Raw genomic sequence first — 17,716 nt, forward strand, 5'->3', positions numbered from 1 at the left:
AGTTCACTTATTTCTTATGGACCTTGATGGCGAAATCGGGGCAACGCAGTTCGCACTGGTTGCAGGCGATGCATGCCTCAGGATTGGCGACCTTTACGACAAATCCGTCCATCGCGAGAACATTCGTGGGGCAGAATTCAACGCAGATGCTGCACCCCTTGCAGTATCTCTCGATGACTTCAATATCTGCTTTTGCACTGCTCATTACCGTTTTTCTCCTTTTTGAAGATGTCGCTTCTTGTAACGGTCTAGTAAAACGGCGGAATCTTATCACATTCGACCAATATATGCCAGAAATTTCTGTATACAGTAAATATTGTGCACTTGTATCGGAAAACCCGGACGCAGGGACGGGGAGCGGAGGTGCAGGTCTGGTCAATTCCGGCATATAGAAAAGAAGGGCAATGTCGCCATTGCCCTTCTTTGGGTTACGGCATATCTGCAAGTATTACAGGTTCATGCTGCCGACGAGTTCCTTAACGGCGGAAACCGATTTATCCATCATTGCCTGCTCTTCGGCATCGAGCTTGAATTCGATGATCTTCTCCACGCCCTTCTCACCCAGGACGCAGGGAACGCCGACATAGAAGCCCTTCACGCCGAATTCTCCATTGAGATAGGCGCAGGTAGGCAGGACGCGTTTCTGGTCCTTGAGGATCGATTCGGCCATGGCGATCGCGGAAGAGGCCGGGCTGTAGAAGGCGCTGCCGGTCTTCAGCAGGGCAACCACTTCTCCGCCGGCGCCACGGGTGCGCTTGACCATTGCTCCCATCACTTCCTTGGCTTTCTCGGCGCTGCCGTACTTTTGCTCGAGGAGCTCCATGACGGGGATGCCGTTGACGCTGGCATAGCGAACCAGGGGGACCATGTCGTCGCCGTGACCGCCGAGGGTCATTGCATTGACGTCTTTCACGGAGACGCCGAGTTCCCAGGCGATGAAGGCCTGGAAGCGGGCCGAGTCGAGGACGCCGGCCTGACCGATGACTCGGTTGTAGGGGAAGCCGGTGATCTTCTGACAGAGGGTTACCATCGCATCGAGCGGGTTGGAGATGACGATGACAATGGAGTTGGGGGCGTACTGCTTGATGCCTTCGGCCACCTGCGTCATGATCTTGGAGTTGACCTCGATGAGGTCGTCTCGGCTCATGCCGGGCTTGCGGGGGAGGCCGGCGGTCACGATAACCACGTCGGAGCCTTCGATGTCCTTGTAGTTGTTGGTGCCCTTGAGTGCTACGTCGAAGCCGTCGACTGGGGAAGCCTCGGCAATATCGAGGCACTTGCCCTGGGGCAGCCCCTCGACGATGTCGAACAGCACCACGTCGCCCAATTCACGCAGAGCAGCAAGCTGTGCCAATACGCCGCCAATCTGCCCACCACCGATCAATGCGATTTTAGGTCTTGCCATTGTCTCTCTCCTCCTGTAGTTGGAAAATTGGAAAAAGGTTGGGACGGGGCCGTCCTGCCCCGTCCCGGTCGGTAAAAATTACACGTTTTCAATTATCACACTCATATTACATGCTGTCAATGATAGCATTCAGGGTCGCGCTGGGACGCATTTCCCTGTCCGCTTTCACCGGATCCGGACGGAAATAGCCGCCGATATCGGCCGGACGACCCTGGGCGTCGAGCAGCTCTTGATCTATTTTTGCCTCGTTCTCTTTGAGCTCCTTCGCCACTTTGGTGAAACGCTCCTTGAGTTCGGCGTCCTTGTTCTGGGCGGCAAGAGCCTGGGCCCAGTAAAGACCAAGATAAAAACTGCTGCCCCGATTGTCAATCTCCTTCACCTTGCGGGAAGGCAGTTTCTGATTCTCAAGATAGGTGCCGATGGCGGTGTCCAGAGTTTCGGCCAGAACGGCCGCCTTCTGGTTGCCGGTGTTGTCGGCGATCATTTCCAGCGACGGTACCAGGGCACAGTATTCTCCCAAAGAATCCCATCGGATATGACCTTCCTTGAGGAACTGCTGAACGTGCTTCGGAGCGGACCCGCCGGCACCGGTCTCGAAGAGGCCGCCGCCGTTGATCAGGGGAACGATGGAGAGCATGCGGGCGCTGGTGCCCAGCTCGAGGATCGGGAAGAGGTCGGTCAGGTAATCCCTCAGGACATTGCCGGTGACCGAGATGGTGTTCTGCCCCTTGCGGATGCGATCGAGGGAGAAGTTCATCGCGTCGACCGGGGGCATGATGCGGATATCAAGACCGGTGGTATCGAACTCCGGCAGGTACTTTTTGACCTTCTTGATGATCTCGGCGTCGTGGCCGCGCTTCTCGTCAAGCCAGAAGATCGCCGGCTCACCGGAAGCCTTGGCACGAGATACCGCGAGCTTGATCCAGTCTTTGATGGGGACGTCTTTTGCCTGGCAGGCACGGAAGATGTCGCCCTTTTCCACCTTCTGTTCGAGCAGCGTGTCACCCGCCGAATTCACGATGCGGATCGCGCCGTTTGCTGGTGCTTCGAAGGTCTTGTCGTGGGAGCCGTATTCCTCGGCCTTCTGCGCCATCAGGCCTACATTGGAGACGCTGCCCATGGTCGCCGGATCGAACTGCCCGTTGCGCTTGGCGTCTTCGATGATCTCGCGGTACATGGTCGCGTAGCAGCGGTCGGGGACCATGGCGATGGTGTCCTGCAGTTCGTCCTGGAGGTTCCACATTTTGCCGCCGTCACGCACCACGTTCGGCATGGAGGCGTCCACGATGACATCGTTGGGAACGTGCAGGTTGGTGATGTTCTTGCGGGAGTCCACCATGGCCAGAGCCGGCTGTTTTCCGTAGCAGGCGTTGATGTCGGCTTCAATTTCGGCTTTCTTGTCGGCCGGCAGCTTGTCAAGCTTGGAGAGGATATCACCGAGGCCGTAGTTGGGGTTGGCGCCGATCGACTTCAGGGTATCGGCGTGCTTGTCGAGGGCATCCTTGAAATACACGGAAACAGCATGGCCGAACATGATAGGGTCGGAAACCTTCATCATGGTCGCCTTGAGGTGCAAGGAGAGGAGGACCCCCTTCTCCTTGGCCTCTTTCGCGGTCTCCTCGTAGAACTTGCGCAGGTCGGCAACGTGCATGACCGAGGAGTCGAGGACTTCACCCTCCAGCAGAGCCAGTCCTTCCTTCAAAACCTTGGCTTTGCCGCCAGCGTCGACGAATTCAATTTTTACCTTGTCGGCCTTGTTCATAGTGACCGACTTTTCAGTTTCGTAAAAATCTCCGCTCTCCATGTGCGCAACGCGGCATTGGGAAACTTTCGGCCAGGGCTGCATCATCCGGTGCGGGTTCTTCTGGGCGAACTTCTTGACGGAAGCAGCGGCGCGGCGATCGGAGTTGCCTTCGCGCAGAACCGGATTCACGGCAGAGCCGAGGACCTTTGCGAAACGCTCCTGCAGTTTTTTCTCTTCGTCGGTTGTGGCTTCTTCAGGATAATTAGGGATATCGTATCCCTTCTCCTGCAGCTCCTTGATGGCAGCCTGGAGCTGCGGGATCGAGGCACTGATGTTCGGCAACTTGATGATGTTGGCTTCGGGTGTTTTGACGAGCTCACCCAGTTCAGCCAGGTAGTCGGAAATCTTCTGATCTTCCTTCAGTTTGTCGGGAAAGTTTGCAATGATTCGACCGGAAAGGGAAATGTCCCGGGTTTCGACCTCGATGCCAGTGTCCTTCGTATAAGCCTGAACGATCGGCAGCAGGGCGTACGTTGCCAGTGCAGGAGCTTCATCAATCTCGGTCCAGATGATCTTAGATGTTTTCTTTGCCATGTTCTCTCCTTGTTTTTCATGCCGGTATCGCCAAAAGGCCTGTTTATAAGCCCGGAGGGCGGCCTTCAAAATGTGTATACAGTATACATACCCCCAGGGCGTGTCAAGAAAAAATATGCCCCTGCAGCTCAGGACCGCAGGGGCATCTGAAGGAAAATAAATAATTTTTATCAGTTGTTCACGGAGGTGTTTTCCATCAGTTTTTCAATGGGAAAGATATCGGATGTGCGGGCGGTTTCTCTGGCTTCTTCCTTTTCTTCGGGAGAATGATCCCTGGGAATACTGAGAACCTGACCGGGGTAAATCTGGCGAGGGTCCTTTATCTGGTCGCGGTTGGCCTTGTAGAGCAGAGGCCAGAGCAGGGCGTCGACGTACACGTCCTTGCGGGCGGCAATCGTCCAGAGGGTCTCACCGGCCGCCACCGTGTAGTTCGTCGGCAGTGGGGGAGCGGGGGGCGGAGGGGGAGGAGAGGCCTCGCGGACAGGCGGAGGTTCCGGTTTTTTGGCGGCTGCGGGAGGTTTCTTGACCGGTGCGGGTTTGGGAGCGCTGGCGAGTTCCTTCACCTGTTTTTCCCTCAGCTTCCGCAATTCCAGGGCGGCTTTTTCCTCCCGGGCTTTTTCCGCGGCCCGGCGGGCATGCTCCTCGGCAAAGGGGAGGGTCTCTCTGGCCAGATCGTATTCACCCCGGCGCATCAGGTCCTCCCCATCTCTCAGTGCCGTGCTGGCCGCCTGGTATTCGGCGGAGGCGAGATGATGGGCGTCGGCCGCATAGGCTTGCGCCACTGCCAGACGTGCGGTCTGGAGTTCCTCGCGGGGCGGTTTGGCGCATCCCCCGAGCAGGGTTGAGAATAGAATAAGTAAGAGAAGGTTGCGGGTCATTATGGCTGTCTGTTTTTTATATCTTCCGATCGGGAACTTTCTAGTTGCCCCAGTGGCTTACCGCGGGGGATTTATGGCTGTTTTGCTCTGGCGGCCACCCGGATGGAAAGTTCCCGGAGCTGCTTCTCGTCCACGAACCCCGGCGCCTCGGACATCAGGCATGTCGCCTTCTGGGTTTTCGGGAAGGCGATCACGTCGCGAATGGAATCGGATCCGGTGAGGATCATTGTGAGTCGATCCAAGCCGAAAGCGATGCCGCCGTGAGGCGGAGCGCCATATTCGAGAGCGTCCAGGAGAAAGCCGAACTTGCTCCTGGCCTCTTCCTGACCAATCCCAAGCAGGTCGAACATTTTGCTCTGCACTGCCTGATCGTGAATACGAATGCTGCCGCCGCCGATTTCCGAGCCGTTCAGGACCAGATCGTAAGCTTTGGCCCTCGCCTTGCCGGGTTCACTGTCGAGCAGAGAAATGTCTTCGTCCAGCGGTGCGGTGAAAGGATGGTGGACCGCCACGTGGCGCCGCTCCTCGCCGTCCCACTCGAGCAGGGGGAAATCGGTGACCCAGGCGAATTTGTAGACGTTCCGATCGGCCAGGCCGAGCTTCTGTCCGAGATGGCTTCGCAACCTTCCGAGGGACTCGTTGGCCACCCGGGCGCTGTCGGCGACGAAGAGGAGCAGGTCGCCGATCTCGGCATCAAGGGACTTATTGAGAGCCGCAAGTTCATCGGAAGTGAAGAACTTGGCGACAGGCGACTGCCACCCCTCTTCGGTCATCTTCACCCAGGCAAGCCCCTTGGCTCCGTAGATGGCCACGAAGGCGGTGAGATCGTCAAGCTCCTTGCGGGAGAAGGAGGCGCAGCCCTTGGCGTTGAGGGCCTTGACCAGCCCCCCCTTGGCAGCCACGTCGGCGAAGACCTTGAACCCCGATTCGGCGACCAGGGAGGTGATGTCGATCAGTTCAAGGGCGAAGCGCAGGTCGGGATTGTCCACCCCGTAGCGGTCCATGGCCTCCGCATAGGTCATGCGGGGGACGGGAAGGGTGATGTCGACGCCGATGGTCTCTTTGAAAATGGCCGCGATCATTCCTTCCATGATGTTCATGACATCGTCACGGTCGACGAAGCTCATCTCGCAGTCGATCTGGGTGAATTCAGGCTGCCGGTCGGCCCGCAGGTCCTCGTCCCGGAAACATTTGACGATCTGGCAGTAACGGTCGAAGCCGGAAACCATCAGGAGCTGCTTGAACAGCTGGGGGGACTGGGGAAGGGCATAGAACTGCCCCGGATTGACCCGGCTGGGAACCAGATAATCCCGCGCCCCTTCCGGTGTGCTCTTGGTCAGCATGGGGGTTTCTATTTCCAGAAATCCCTGGGCGTCGAGGTAGTTTCGGGCGGTGCGGGTCGCCTGGTGGCGAAGGATGAGGTTGTGCTGGACGGCGGAACGGCGCAGGTCGAGATAGCGGTGCTTGAGACGGATGTTCTCCGCCACCTCGGAGTACTCGTCCAGCATGAAGGGGGGCGTTTTGGCGGCGTTGAGGACGCGCAGATCGCTGATTTCGATTTCCACCTCCCCGGTCTTCATCTTCGTATTGACCGTTCCCTCGGGGCGCGGGGAAACCACCCCCTTGATCGCCAGGACGAATTCGTTGCGGACCCGGTCGGCCTTCTGATGGGCCTCGGGATCACGGTCCGGGTCGAGGGCGAGCTGAATGATCCCCTCACGGTCGCGAAGATCGATGAAGATCAGGCCGCCGTGGTCCCGGCGACGCTGAACCCAGCCCATAAGGCAGACCTCTTTTCCGATATCGGCGGCCGTAACCTGGCCGCAATAATGGCTCCTTTTCCAGTCACCAAGCAAGTCGTTCAAGTGTAAATCCTCCAAAAGAGAACGGTTATTTTTCGCTGTCGGTATTTGCGCAAAGGCGAATTATACAGAGCATGAATAAACATCGTCAAGAGATATCCTCCGGTTTCACAGCCGGCGAAGGCGCTCGAGCAGAAGCTCTTCGAGTCCTGCAAGGGGGATCTCTTCCTGGGTTCCGGCATCCATATCCTTCAACAGGGCCGCCTGGCGGGCGATTTCATCCTCTCCCAGAATCAGCACATGGCAGGCTCTCAGCTTGTCGGCGCGGCGGAGCTGAGATTTGAGGCTTTTGCCTTCGTAATCCATTTCGGCCCGGTGTCCCCGGCGCTGCAGGCTGGACATGAGGATAAAGGCCTGGCGGGCGGCCTCATCGCCGATAGCGGCGAGAAAGAGCTCAAGTCGGGGCGGCTGGACCAGCGCTTCCCCTTTCATCAGCACCAGCCGCTCAACTCCCATGGCGAATCCGATTCCCGACAGCGGAGGGCCCCCCAGCTCCCGGACCAGGCCGTCGTAGCGTCCGCCGGCGGCCACGGCATTCTGGGATCCCAGGCTGCCGGTCACCACTTCGAAGGTGGTTTTCGTGTAATAATCCAGACCCCGGACCATCCGCGGGTTCACCGCATAGGGGATGGCCAGGTCGTCCAGATGGCCGCGCACCTGCGCGAAGTGCCCGGTACAGCCGCCGCACAAGTGGTCGAGCATGGAGGGGGCATCCAGCGTGGCCTCCCGGCAGCCTTTGGCCTTGCAGTCGAGAACCCGCAGGGGGTTGGTCCGGTATCGCCTCTGGCAGTCCTCGCAGAGGCTCTCCAGACGCTCCTGCAGGAAGTCGATAAGGAGATTGCGAAACGCCGGCCGGCACTCCGGGCAGCCGAGGGAGTTGATCTGCAGTTCCACATCGGGAATGGCCACCTCCTCAAAGAAATGGACCAGCATGGCAAGCACCTGGGCATCGATCTTGGGATCGTCGACTCCTACCACCTCGGCGCCGATCTGGTGGAACTGGCGGTAGCGCCCCTTTTGGGGACGCTCGTAGCGGAACATCGGTCCCATATAATACAGCTTGGCGATCGGGTCCCTGTTATGCAGTTTGTTCTGGATGAAGGAGCGCATGACCGGAGCGGTCCCCTCGGGGCGCAAGGTAAGAGAATTTCCGCTTTTGTCGCTGAAGGTGTACATCTCCTTTTCCACGATATCGGTGGTTTCACCGATGGAGCGGCAGAATAGTTCCGTCTTCTCCACCACCGGCACCCGGATTTCGGCAAAGCCGTAGGCCCGGAAAATTCGCCGTGCCTGTTCTTCAAGATGCTGCCAGGTTTCCACTTCCCCCGGCAGGATGTCGTTCATTCCCTTGATCCCTGTGATACTCACGTAAATTCCCTCGCGTAAAAGAATTGTTGATTCGAGCAGGTTTTATTACCGCTTGCGCCGGCTCTTCGCGACATTGAGACTGCGCAACTGCTCCAGGCTGCGTAGGCCGTCCTGTGCTTCCCGGCGATATGGGTCAAGGGACAGGGCTTCCCGGAAGGCGGTCTCCGCCTCCTCGAACAAGCCGCCGGCCATTACCTCATTCCCTGCGGCAATAAGGTAATGGAGGTCTCCTTCCATCGCTTCCAGCGCCCGGCCCACTCCTTCCCGAGCCTGTACGATGGAGGGGTCGATGTAGAGCACGTGGCGGTAGCGGGAAAGCGCCCGGTCGAACTGGTGTGCCGACATATCTTTCTCTGCAGCTCTGATTTCCCCTATTGCAGCCGCCGCGCTTCGAGTCTCGACTTCCGCAAAGCCGTTGAGGGCGTCGGGGTGTTGCGGGGATTGGGCAAGCGCCTTACTGAAATAATCTCTGGCCTGTCTGAAATCGTTTTTCTTCAGCGATTTCCTGGCCGCTTCTATAAATGTGTAAAATTCTGTTCTCAGGCTCCGGTCGATGGCGTCCAACGTTTCACGAAGACCGGAATCGTCCCTGAGGCGCAAGGCGTTGCCAAAATGCTCACGGGCTTGCCGCAAGCGACCGGCGCTCCTGGCCCGTTGCCCCCACTGTGCCTCCTCGGAGATCATGGCGCTGATCAGAACCTCAATTCTTGCCAGTCCATCGCTTCCTTCCCTGAACTCCGGAACCAGCTTCAAGGTGGCCTCGAAGGCCTCATGGGCCTCGGCCAGTCTGCCGTCCTCCAGGGCCAGTCTCCCCCGTGCCGCAATCTCTGAAGCCTTCGCCTCCAGAAGTTGGGCAATCCTCGACTTTTCGTCCCGTGCCTCATGGTTGTCCGGATCCAATGCCAGGACATGAGCGAAGGCTCTTTCTGCTTCTTGAAGCAATCCCCCAGCGGCCAATTTTGTGCCCTTCTCGAGGGCCTCTGTGAGTTCTCCGCCCAATTTCTCAAGAGCCTGTTCCTTTAAATCCCGCCCCAGAAGCGAATCGGGCGCAAATTCCAAACCGGTCTTGAGCTGCTTTAGAGCCTCATGCGGTCTGTTCTGCTCGAGCGATTGTTCGGCCAGGGCGAAGAGGGCCGCGGCCTTTTTATTAATTTCCACCCGGGTTTCCGATGCACAGGCGAGGGCTCCGGGGTGGGCGGGATGAAGGGCGAGGGCGGCCTCAAATTTCCCCAGAGCCTCCAGGTATTCACGCTGGTAAAACAGGGTGCGCCCTTCGGCAAGGAGTTCCTCTGCGGCTCCGGCCCGGACGTCCGCAATGCTGATGGTCGCAGCCTCGTGGGAAGGATCCAGCGCCAGGACCCTTTCGAAGCATGCTCGGGCCGCTTGAAATTCCTTCAGGGACAGGTGAATATTCCCGGCCATGGTGAGATCCTCCAGAGCGGCCGGCTGCCGGTCGATCAGCGGCTCAACGGCAACGAGCGCCTTCCGGAGTTTTTTCTGTTCCAGGAGGGCCAGTGCGCTGTTCCGGAGGAGGGAATCCATGCTTCGGCGGATTTCGGCGGGGCTCGCATGATAGATTTTCGCCAGACGGACCGCGGCCCCTTCGTAATCTCCCTCGGAATAATCGAGAGAGCCGAGATAATATATGGCGAGCGGGCTTCCAGGGTTCGTGCGCAGTGCTTTGTTGAAGTCTTTTCTGGCTGCCCGGAGATCCCTGTCCTCCAGGGCTTGCTGTGCCCGGTTGAAATAGAGCGTATAGACGTATTCCCTGGTTGTGACGTCGTCCGGATAGACCTTCAGATAGGCGTCGAATTCGGCCAGAGCCCGTTCGATCTGGCCTTCTCCGGCGTAAATCTCCGCCAGCTGGCGGCGGATCTCCTGTCGGTCCGGGTCGAGGGCCAGGGTTTTTGCGAAGAGTCTGGCCGCTTGGTCTGGGGAATCGGTTTCCAGGCAGGTCAACGCAAGATTGTAATAGGCATTTGCCAGGGGAAAGAGCCCAGGTTGCTCCAGAGCTCCCAGAGCTTCGGCCTCATCGAAGTAGAGCAGGGCACTGTCGAGGTCGCCGGTCCGGCTGTGGGCCGATCCCAAGAGATAGTTCATCTCGGCGGAATCGCTGAATGCGGGGTAGGCCTGACGGAATTCGGCTATAGCCTCGTTATCCAGCCCTTCGGCCAGCAGGGCCGAGCCAAATGAATAATGCAGGATCGGGTTGTCGGGATCGACGGTCAGGGCCAGACGATAGTGATCAATGAGGGATAACTGTTCCCCGGCTGCCGAGGCAAGGTCTTCCGCTTCTGCAGGGCAAGGGAAAGATGAGACCACAATGCTGCAGAAAGCGGCCAGGACGAATGGCCGAAGTTTCATTTGCCTTTTAGCTCCCAGGCCCCCCGGGTCGCATTGCGGACTTTTTTGCCGTCGTACATGGCCCGATCGGCGAGATCGATGATGGTCTTTTGATCAGTAGCGTTTTCGGGGAAGGTGGCATATCCCACCGTCGCCGTCACCCTGCAGGCCAGGCCGGCTTCCGTCAGGAAAACGTGTTCTTCTATCGTCCGGCGAATCCTCTCGGCAACGACTGCGGCGCCCCGCGAATCGGTTTCTACCAGAAGAGCGGTAAACTCGTCCCCGCCATAGCGGAACAGAAGATCGACCTCACGGACGCTCCTGCGGAGCAGGCCGGCCACTTCTCGCAGGGCGCTGCTGCCGGCGAGATGACCATGGGTGTCGTTGAGGTCCTTGAAATTGTCGAGATCGATGAAGGCCAGGGAGAATTCGAGACCGTAGCGTTCCGAGCGGCGAACTTCCTGCTCAAGGGCGGTCTGCAGGTAGCGGTAATTATACAACCCGGTCAGATCATCGGTATAGATGAGTTCGCGGGCGCCCTGGTACCGAAAAGCGTTTTCGAATCCCAGGGTAGCCTGTTCCGAAAGAAAGAGGAGGCTTTCATGGGGGATGGGATGGGGGAAGTCGGAGCCGGCAGCATTGAGGATAACGATGGCGCCCTTGAGGATCTTCTGGCAAAGCAACGGAAAGAGACACAATGTCCTGACTTCATCTGGCCAGCGGCTCTTGGGGGCAAGCTCGCCGCCGCGCATCAGACGAATGCCGGCGAGGTCCTTGAGATGGGGCAGAAGGGATTCGGCCAATGCCCGAGCTTCGTCTTCATCGAGGTTTTCCACGCCCAGAAGCCGGGAGACGGCATCTTTTTCCAGAAGGAAGGCGAACCCGCGCCCGTCTGCGATTTCCCGCAGCAGGGTCATGACCGCCTGTGGAAGAAGGCGTTCGATTTCAAGTGAGGAGGCCAGATCCTGTCCTTTCCGAAAAAGACTGATCTGGCTCTTAAGTAGGATGTTTTCGTCGAGTACCCGACGCTGTTCCAGGCACGTGCGCACCAAGTGGCGCAGCTCATCGGGGTTGAAAGGTTTTACCAGGTAGTCGCGGGCCCCGTTCTTGAGGGCCTCAATCGCTGTTTTCACGGTAGCATGGCCGGTGGCGACGATCACGTCGGGCGGGGCGTCCAGGGTTCGGGCCTGGCGGAGAAACTCCAGGCCGTCCACGCCGGGCATGACGAGATCGGTGAGGACGACATCGACCCCGCCGCGGCGCAGCCGGCTTAACGCATCATCCCCGGAGGCGAAGGTCTCGATCCGGTATCCGTCTTCGCTTAAAAGTTCAGCATAAAGGCGGCGGAAGAAGAGTTCGTCGTCCACCACCAGTATGGTAGGTTTTTTCATCCGGCAAGACTCCGTCAAGGAATTAGTAAAGCTAACAAAATCCTTGGGATTATGTCAATGGAAAAGGCCTTTTTCCCACTGTTTGGCCCGCCATCCCCTCCCTGTTGTCGAAAACTGCAGACTTCCCTGACGATCGGTCCGGTGGACGGGTATTTCCCGTTGTCTGAGGTCGTCCATAACGGATTGGTGAGGCAGGTGGTATGGATTGCCGGCGCCGGCTGAAACAAAAGCGACTGCCGGTTCGAAGCGCTCCAGCAGAAGCTCGGGAGACGATTTGTGGCTGCCGTGGTGGGGGAGCTTGAGTAGGGTCACCGGTTGCGGCGGGTCGGCGGCAAGGAACCCGGATACCCCGGCCTCTTCCATGTCGCCGGTCAGGAGGACGCCTTCATCCAGGATGCGGGCGTAAAGGACAAGAGAATTGTCGTTCAGGGAGTATTCCAGGCGGCTGGGGTTGTAAATGGAGAGTGATCTCTCCCGGGTGTCGTCGAGCACGGTCCAGCCTTGCGGTACCTGAACCACGGGAATCTTCCGCCGCTCTATGACACTACGCAGTGAAGTATGGATGGCGTCCGGGGAGGTCGAAGACCAGAAGGCTTTTACCGGGAAAGATTCAAGGATATGCTGAAGTCCCTGCCGGTGGTCGAGATCGTCATGGGTCAGGATGACGGCTTCCAAAGAGCGAACACCGAGGCGTCCCAGGGCCGGGGCCACAAGTCTTTCCCCCACGTCGAAGGTTTCGCTGTACAGCCCTCCGCCGTCCACCAGGTAGTGCCTGCCATCCTCAAGGGAAAGGAGCGTGGCGTCACCCTGTCCCACGCTCAAGGCGGTGACAGTCAGCCCGGTCGGGGCGGGCTGCCAGAGAAGAAACAGCGCCGCGAAGGTCAGGAGCGTGCCCCTGAAGGGTCTGCACCGGCGGAGGCCGCCGGGCAGGAGGAGCGTCGCGGCCAGCAGGAAAGCGGCGGCAATCTGGAGAGGTGACGCATAGACGATGCTGCCTTCCATCAGGGGAAGGCTAACGATCCATTCGGCCAGGGTGAGGACCTTTTCGATGAGCAGTCCGCAGCCCTGCAGCAGAGGGGCGGCCGCCCCTGGCCAGAATGACGACAGCAGTGCCCCGCCGATTCCGAGCGGTACGGCGAGAAAACCGATAGCGGGAACCGCCGCCATATTGGCGATCAGCCCCGCCGGGGCCAGCAGGTGAAAGTGAAAAAGGACCAGCGGAGCCGTGGTAATCGTCGCAGCAAGGGTGGCTGCTGCCAGCGAAGCTGGTTTTCGCAGAGGGCGGGGCAGGGCTGCTATCCCGGGTTGCCAGCGGGGGAGCAGAACCAGAAGCCCGAGGACGCCGGCGAAGGACAGTTGAAAAGATGGGGCAAAAAGGGCAAGGGGCTCCAGGCAGAGAATGAGCAGGGCGGTTGCGGTGAGCAGCTTCAGGGGAGGCGTTCGTCGTGCACCTAGAAAAAGAAGCGCCCCCGCCAGGGTCATGATAAAGGCCCGAAGGGTGGGAAGGCCGCTGCCGGTAAAAAGGAGGTACGCCCAGAGCAGGGGCAGGAGAAGGGGCGGCAGGTAACGTCTGGGCGGGCCGAAAAGCAGAAGAGACTCGCAACGGCGGTAAAAAAAGCGCCCGCCGACATACAGAAAGGCCGCGATCAGTCCCAGATGCAAACCGGAAATCGCGAACAGGTGCGAAATGCCGGCCCGCCCCATCAGCTCTCTTTGATCCGGTGTTATTTCGCCTTTGTCGCCGATGACCAAGGCGCGCACCAGCGGCGCCAGAGTGGGATCGACAGCGCGGTCGATAATGCCGGCGACATCGGTGCGCTGTTTCGCAATCAGTGATGCGGGACCGTGCGGCCGCTGCGATCCCGTTTTGACGATCCCCTTCGCCTGGGGAAGAAAAGCCGTGACAAAAATACCCTGGCCGGCTAGGTGGCGCGAAAAATCGAATTCACCCGGAGTGCCGAAAGCGCGGGGCGCCCTCAATCTGGACAGGAAACGGATGGTATCGCCCGGGGCGGCCGGCGGATTGTTCTCCCTGATATACAGCCGCAGCTTTCCACGGGCCGGAGCGGCTATCCCCTCGGATATGACACGATGGGTCTCCAGGTCGATGACCGAACGACCAAAGGGGCGATTGCCGACGCTCAGCACCGCTCCTTCGACCGCCACCGGTCGATCACTGATAAAGGCCCGGATATGGCCGGAGTCCCCCGGCGGGGTGGTCCGCAGATGATAAAGTGAGATGCCCAGAACGAAAAAGAAGGCCGCCAGCAGAATCCCGCTCACCCTGGAGGCTCGCGCAATGAAGCAGAGGATTGCCACGATAAAAGGGGCTGAAGCAAATGCCGGCGAAATGTCCAGAAAGGGGGCGCAGCCCAGGCCAAGGGCATAGCTCAGAAGGAATAAAGGGGGCCCCACAGGTAGTCCCTGCCTCGACGGTTGAATGACCGCCGACGCAGCGGGCAGGTCAGATGGTGGGGTGCTTTTCTTTCGCAGTACGACCGATGGGTCGGCCGTACCAGACGTGATCCGGCTTTCGTAAGGAAATCGTCTCAAACCCCCTCCGGAACAGATTGACGGTCCAACGCAGATTAGCACAGGATAAACGTCCTAGCAAAGTAAGTTAAGTCCATGTCCTCACGCATAGCTCTTCCAGGCAAGCTCTGAAGAGAGTCTTCGATACTGCGGGGTCATTCAAAATGAATTTTTGTCAATAATAAATTGCGATGAAGCAGGAATTTTTCCTTTATATTTAGGAAGATATTATTTAACATTTTAAATCACACCGATTGGCTAGGAAATAAATTAGCTTTATTTAAGACTAAGACCCGGGAACAAGGATGAACCCTGTCCTCTTTTAAATAAAATGATTTTTATTATCGTTTTTTTACAGTATGCCTTGGTACTTGTAATCTGTCTTCAAGAGGGAATGCATGGATTTTTACTCCTATGCAACGATTTTGGTCGTCGATGATTCAGCCAGCGTCTCTGCGCTTATCCTAGAGGGGCTGAAAGACATTGTCTCCGAGGTTCGGATCGTCGGAACCGGGAAAGAGGCCATTGAACAATTGATGTATGAACCGGTTACACTGGTTCTTCTCGACCATAGGCTCCCGGACATGACGGGCATCGATGTCATAAAGACATTGTCACATCGCGGAACGGCTGTCCCTTTCATCTCGATCACCGCCCATGGTGATGAAAAGGTGGCTGTCGAAATGATGAAGCTTGGCGCTCACGATTACCTGATCAAAAACGAAAACTTCCTCGATCTGCTTCCTTCCGTTGTTCGGCAGGTTCTGGACTCCCTGGAATCCGAGACCCAGCTGAAAAGCACCCAAAACGATCTGCGGGAAAGCGAACAAAGATTCAGAAGACTCTCCAAGGAGTTCCAAACCCTTCTGGATGGTATCCCCGATGCTTTGAGCCTGATGTCGCCCGACTTGACGATCGTCTGGTCCAACAGAGGATATGCTGAACTTTTCGGGAAGGGCGATACGGGTCAGGGCAGACATTGCTATGAGGTGAATCGTCAGGCAAATGAGCCGTGTGAAAACTGTCCGGCGGTAATGACCTTCCAGACCGGAGAGATCCAGGAAGTTTTGCGCCAGTTCGAAGGAAGGACTTTTGGACTCAAGGTTTTCCCGTTGAAGGATGATCATGGAAAGGTGGTCAATGTCATCAATCTGAGCAGCGATATCACAGAAAAAATCAGGCTGCGGGAGGAGGCCGAACGTTCCGGACGCCTATCCTCCCTCGGTGAACTCGCCGCCGGCGTGGCTCACGAAATCAATAATCCCAACGCGCTGATCCTTTTGAATGCCCCCATCCTGGGGGAAATCTGGAGCGAAGCCGCTCCCATACTGGAAAAAAAATATCGTGATGAGGGGGATTTTCCCCTCGGCAGATTGTCCTATTCCAGAGTCCGTGATGAAATACCGCGCTTGCATTCAGAGGTGATTGACGCCGCTCATCGGATCAAGGTGATTGTCGAGGATCTGAAGGAGTTCATCAGTCAGGAGAATGCCGAAGGTAAGGAGGATCTGGACCTGAATGAGATCGTGCGGAAGGCTGTACGACTGGTGGCCAATGTGGTCAAGAATTCAACCTCCCGTTTTCAGACGACCTATGAAAGCGGGATGCCGACAATCAGGGGAGTTTTCGGAAGGATCGAACAAGTCGTGGTCAATCTCCTTCTCAATGCGTGCCAGGCCTTGCCTAAAACGGAATGCGGCATCTTTGTCTCAACCCGATTCGATGATCGGCGCAACAGGACCGTTCTGGAAATTCGGGATGAAGGGGTCGGTATTGGGCCCGAAGACCTTTCGCGGCTCACCGACCCCTTTTATACCACACGACGGCAGAGCGGCGGAACGGGGCTCGGTCTATCCGTTTCGGCCCGCATCGTCAAGGAGCATTGCGGGGAGCTCAATTTCTCCTCCGTTCCCGGAGAAGGAACGGTCGTCACCTTGACACTGCCGGTCTCTTCCTAGGCCGGCTGGCCGTTGGTCTTTAAATGGAAAAACTCTCTTGCATTTTACGGTGAAGACATCATGAAAGAGCCCCTCAACCCCACCTCTCCATTGCTGCTGGTGGATGACGAAGAATCCTGGCTGAACAGCCTCTCTTTCATGCTCGAATTTTCGGCGGGATACAACAACATCATTCGCTGTCAGGACAGCCGGGAGGTCATGGACATTCTGGCCCGACAGCCGGTTGCCATGATTTTGCTGGACTTGACCATGCCCCACCTATCGGGAGAGGACATTCTGACCAGTGTCGTTCAGGAGTATCCTGAGACCCCTGTGGTCATTCTCAGCGGCATGAATCAGCTTGCAACCGCGGTCCAATGCATGCGCCAGGGGGCCGCCGATTATTTCGTCAAGACTGTGGAACGGGAGCGCCTGATTGCCGGAATCCGCCGGATTCTAGCCATCCAGGAACTGCAGCAGGAAAACCGAAAGCTCAGGGATGGTTTTCTGCAGGATCGATTGGAGCACCCCGAGGTGTTTTCGGGCATCGTGACCCAATCCAGGAAAATGTTCTCCCTGTTCCAGTACATCGAGGCGGTGGCATGCAGTTCCGAGTCCATTCTGATTACGGGAGAGAGTGGGGTCGGCAAGGAGCTTTTCGCCAGGGCGGTTCACAGGATCGACCGCCGCCAGGAAAACTGGGTTGCGCTGAATGTGGCGGGACTGGATGACGGTGTATTTTCGGATGCTCTCTTCGGTCACGTCAAGGGGGCCTTTACCGGAGCGGAAAAATCCCGGCCAGGTATGATCGAAAAGGCGGCCGGAGGAGTTCTCTTCCTTGACGAGATCGGCGACCTGAGTCTGGCCTCCCAGGTGAAACTTCTGCGGTTTCTGCAGGAAGGCGAATATCTTCCCCTTGGCAGCGATACGCCCAGAAGGGCAAATGTGCGCATCATTGCGGCGACCAACCACGATCTAGATGCCATGCAGGCCCGAGGGGACTTCCGCAAGGACCTCTATTTCAGGCTGTGCGCCCACCGTATCCACGTCCCGCCACTGCGGGAGAGGAAGGAAGATATTCCGCTACTTCTGGATTATTTTCTGGAAGAGGCAGCCGAGTCAATGGGGAAGCGGAAGCCGACTCCCCCGGAGGAACTTTCCGTCTTTCTTTCAACTTACCGTTTCCCCGGCAATGTGCGCGAATTGCGCGCCATGATCTATAACGCCGTCAGCATTCACCGATCCGGCAAGCTGTCCATGGTGTCGTTCAAGGAAGTCCTCCGCCGGGAACCCCGCCCGGAAATCCATGAGATGGAGTCTCTTTATGAAGACCGACAGGGGGCCTCGCCTTTTTTTTCCCTATCGGCCCTGCCCACCCTTTCGCATGCATCGGAGCTTCTTGTTGAGGAAGCCCTGAGACGGTCCAGGGGCAATCAGACCATCGCCGCAGGCCTTCTCGGAATTTCCCGACAAGCCCTGAGCAAGCGCCTCAAAAAGCCAAAGTGATCGATCACCTTTTCCCTCCTCCCCGCAACCCCGCAACCAGGGTTGCACAAGCAGCCCTGGTTGCGTCGGGCGTTTTGGATTTGGGCCTCATTAAAATTATTCGTCCTTTCCGAAACAACTCACTGTTTTTCCAAGTCAAGCCCTTATTATATGTCT

11 protein-coding genes are annotated in these 17,716 nt (G+C 57.7%); 2 read left to right on the forward strand and 9 right to left on the reverse strand.

Annotated features, from left to right (window positions below):
* Positions 1 to 7: 7 nt before the first annotated feature.
* The 9 genes from DTF_RS0108250 to DTF_RS0108290 all read right to left on the reverse strand — a co-directional run bounded on the left by DTF_RS0108250 (position 8) and on the right by DTF_RS0108290 (position 14,180).
* Positions 8 to 205: a 4Fe-4S binding protein gene (locus DTF_RS0108250; protein ID WP_027714943.1), complete on the reverse strand. Its 198-nt coding sequence runs from the start codon at positions 203 to 205 to the stop codon at positions 8 to 10.
* Positions 206 to 448: 243 nt separating this feature from the next.
* Positions 449 to 1,405 (reverse strand): malate dehydrogenase, encoded by a 957-nt coding sequence (mdh, locus tag DTF_RS0108255; protein ID WP_027714944.1) that lies wholly within the window; start codon positions 1,403 to 1,405, stop codon positions 449 to 451.
* A 106-nt stretch (positions 1,406 to 1,511) separates the two neighbouring features.
* Positions 1,512 to 3,743: an NADP-dependent isocitrate dehydrogenase gene (locus tag DTF_RS0108260; protein WP_027714945.1), complete on the reverse strand. Its 2,232-nt coding sequence runs from the start codon at positions 3,741 to 3,743 to the stop codon at positions 1,512 to 1,514.
* 170 nt (positions 3,744 to 3,913) lie between these two features.
* Positions 3,914 to 4,621 (reverse strand): LysM peptidoglycan-binding domain-containing protein, encoded by a 708-nt coding sequence (locus tag DTF_RS25390; RefSeq protein WP_051361160.1) that lies wholly within the window; start codon positions 4,619 to 4,621, stop codon positions 3,914 to 3,916.
* Positions 4,622 to 4,692: 71 nt separating this feature from the next.
* On the reverse strand, positions 4,693 to 6,486 hold the full coding sequence (aspS, locus tag DTF_RS0108270) for an aspartate--tRNA ligase (protein WP_027714946.1): 1,794 nt from the start codon (positions 6,484 to 6,486) through the stop codon (positions 4,693 to 4,695).
* A 105-nt stretch (positions 6,487 to 6,591) separates the two neighbouring features.
* Positions 6,592 to 7,827 (reverse strand): histidine--tRNA ligase, encoded by a 1,236-nt coding sequence (hisS, locus tag DTF_RS0108275; RefSeq protein ID WP_051361161.1) that lies wholly within the window; start codon positions 7,825 to 7,827, stop codon positions 6,592 to 6,594.
* A 69-nt stretch (positions 7,828 to 7,896) separates the two neighbouring features.
* A complete protein-coding gene (locus DTF_RS0108280; protein ID WP_027714948.1) occupies positions 7,897 to 10,215 on the reverse strand; it encodes a tetratricopeptide repeat protein in 2,319 nt (772 codons plus the stop codon).
* Positions 10,212 to 11,585 carry a diguanylate cyclase gene (locus tag DTF_RS22610; protein ID WP_051361162.1) on the reverse strand — a complete coding sequence of 458 codons (1,374 nt, stop codon included), beginning with the start codon at positions 11,583 to 11,585 and terminating at the stop codon, positions 10,212 to 10,214. Before DTF_RS22610 ends, DTF_RS0108280 begins: the two co-directional genes overlap by 4 nt.
* Before the next feature lie 54 nt (positions 11,586 to 11,639).
* Positions 11,640 to 14,180 carry a DNA internalization-related competence protein ComEC/Rec2 gene (locus DTF_RS0108290; protein WP_081702867.1) on the reverse strand — a complete coding sequence of 847 codons (2,541 nt, stop codon included), beginning with the start codon at positions 14,178 to 14,180 and terminating at the stop codon, positions 11,640 to 11,642.
* A gap of 335 nt (positions 14,181 to 14,515) precedes the next feature.
* Between DTF_RS0108290 and DTF_RS25395 the strand changes: the two genes are divergently transcribed.
* Both DTF_RS25395 and DTF_RS0108300 read left to right on the forward strand, forming a co-directional pair.
* Complete coding sequence (locus DTF_RS25395; RefSeq protein ID WP_051361163.1) at positions 14,516 to 16,075, forward strand: ATP-binding protein; 1,560 nt, start codon at positions 14,516 to 14,518, stop codon at positions 16,073 to 16,075.
* A 60-nt stretch (positions 16,076 to 16,135) separates the two neighbouring features.
* Complete coding sequence (locus DTF_RS0108300; protein WP_027714950.1) at positions 16,136 to 17,560, forward strand: sigma-54 dependent transcriptional regulator; 1,425 nt, start codon at positions 16,136 to 16,138, stop codon at positions 17,558 to 17,560.
* Positions 17,561 to 17,716: the final 156 nt, after the last annotated feature.

Origin of the sequence: Desulfuromonas sp. TF (genome assembly GCF_000472285.1) — a bacterium.
Lineage (GTDB): Bacteria > Desulfobacterota > Desulfuromonadia > Desulfuromonadales > ATBO01 > ATBO01.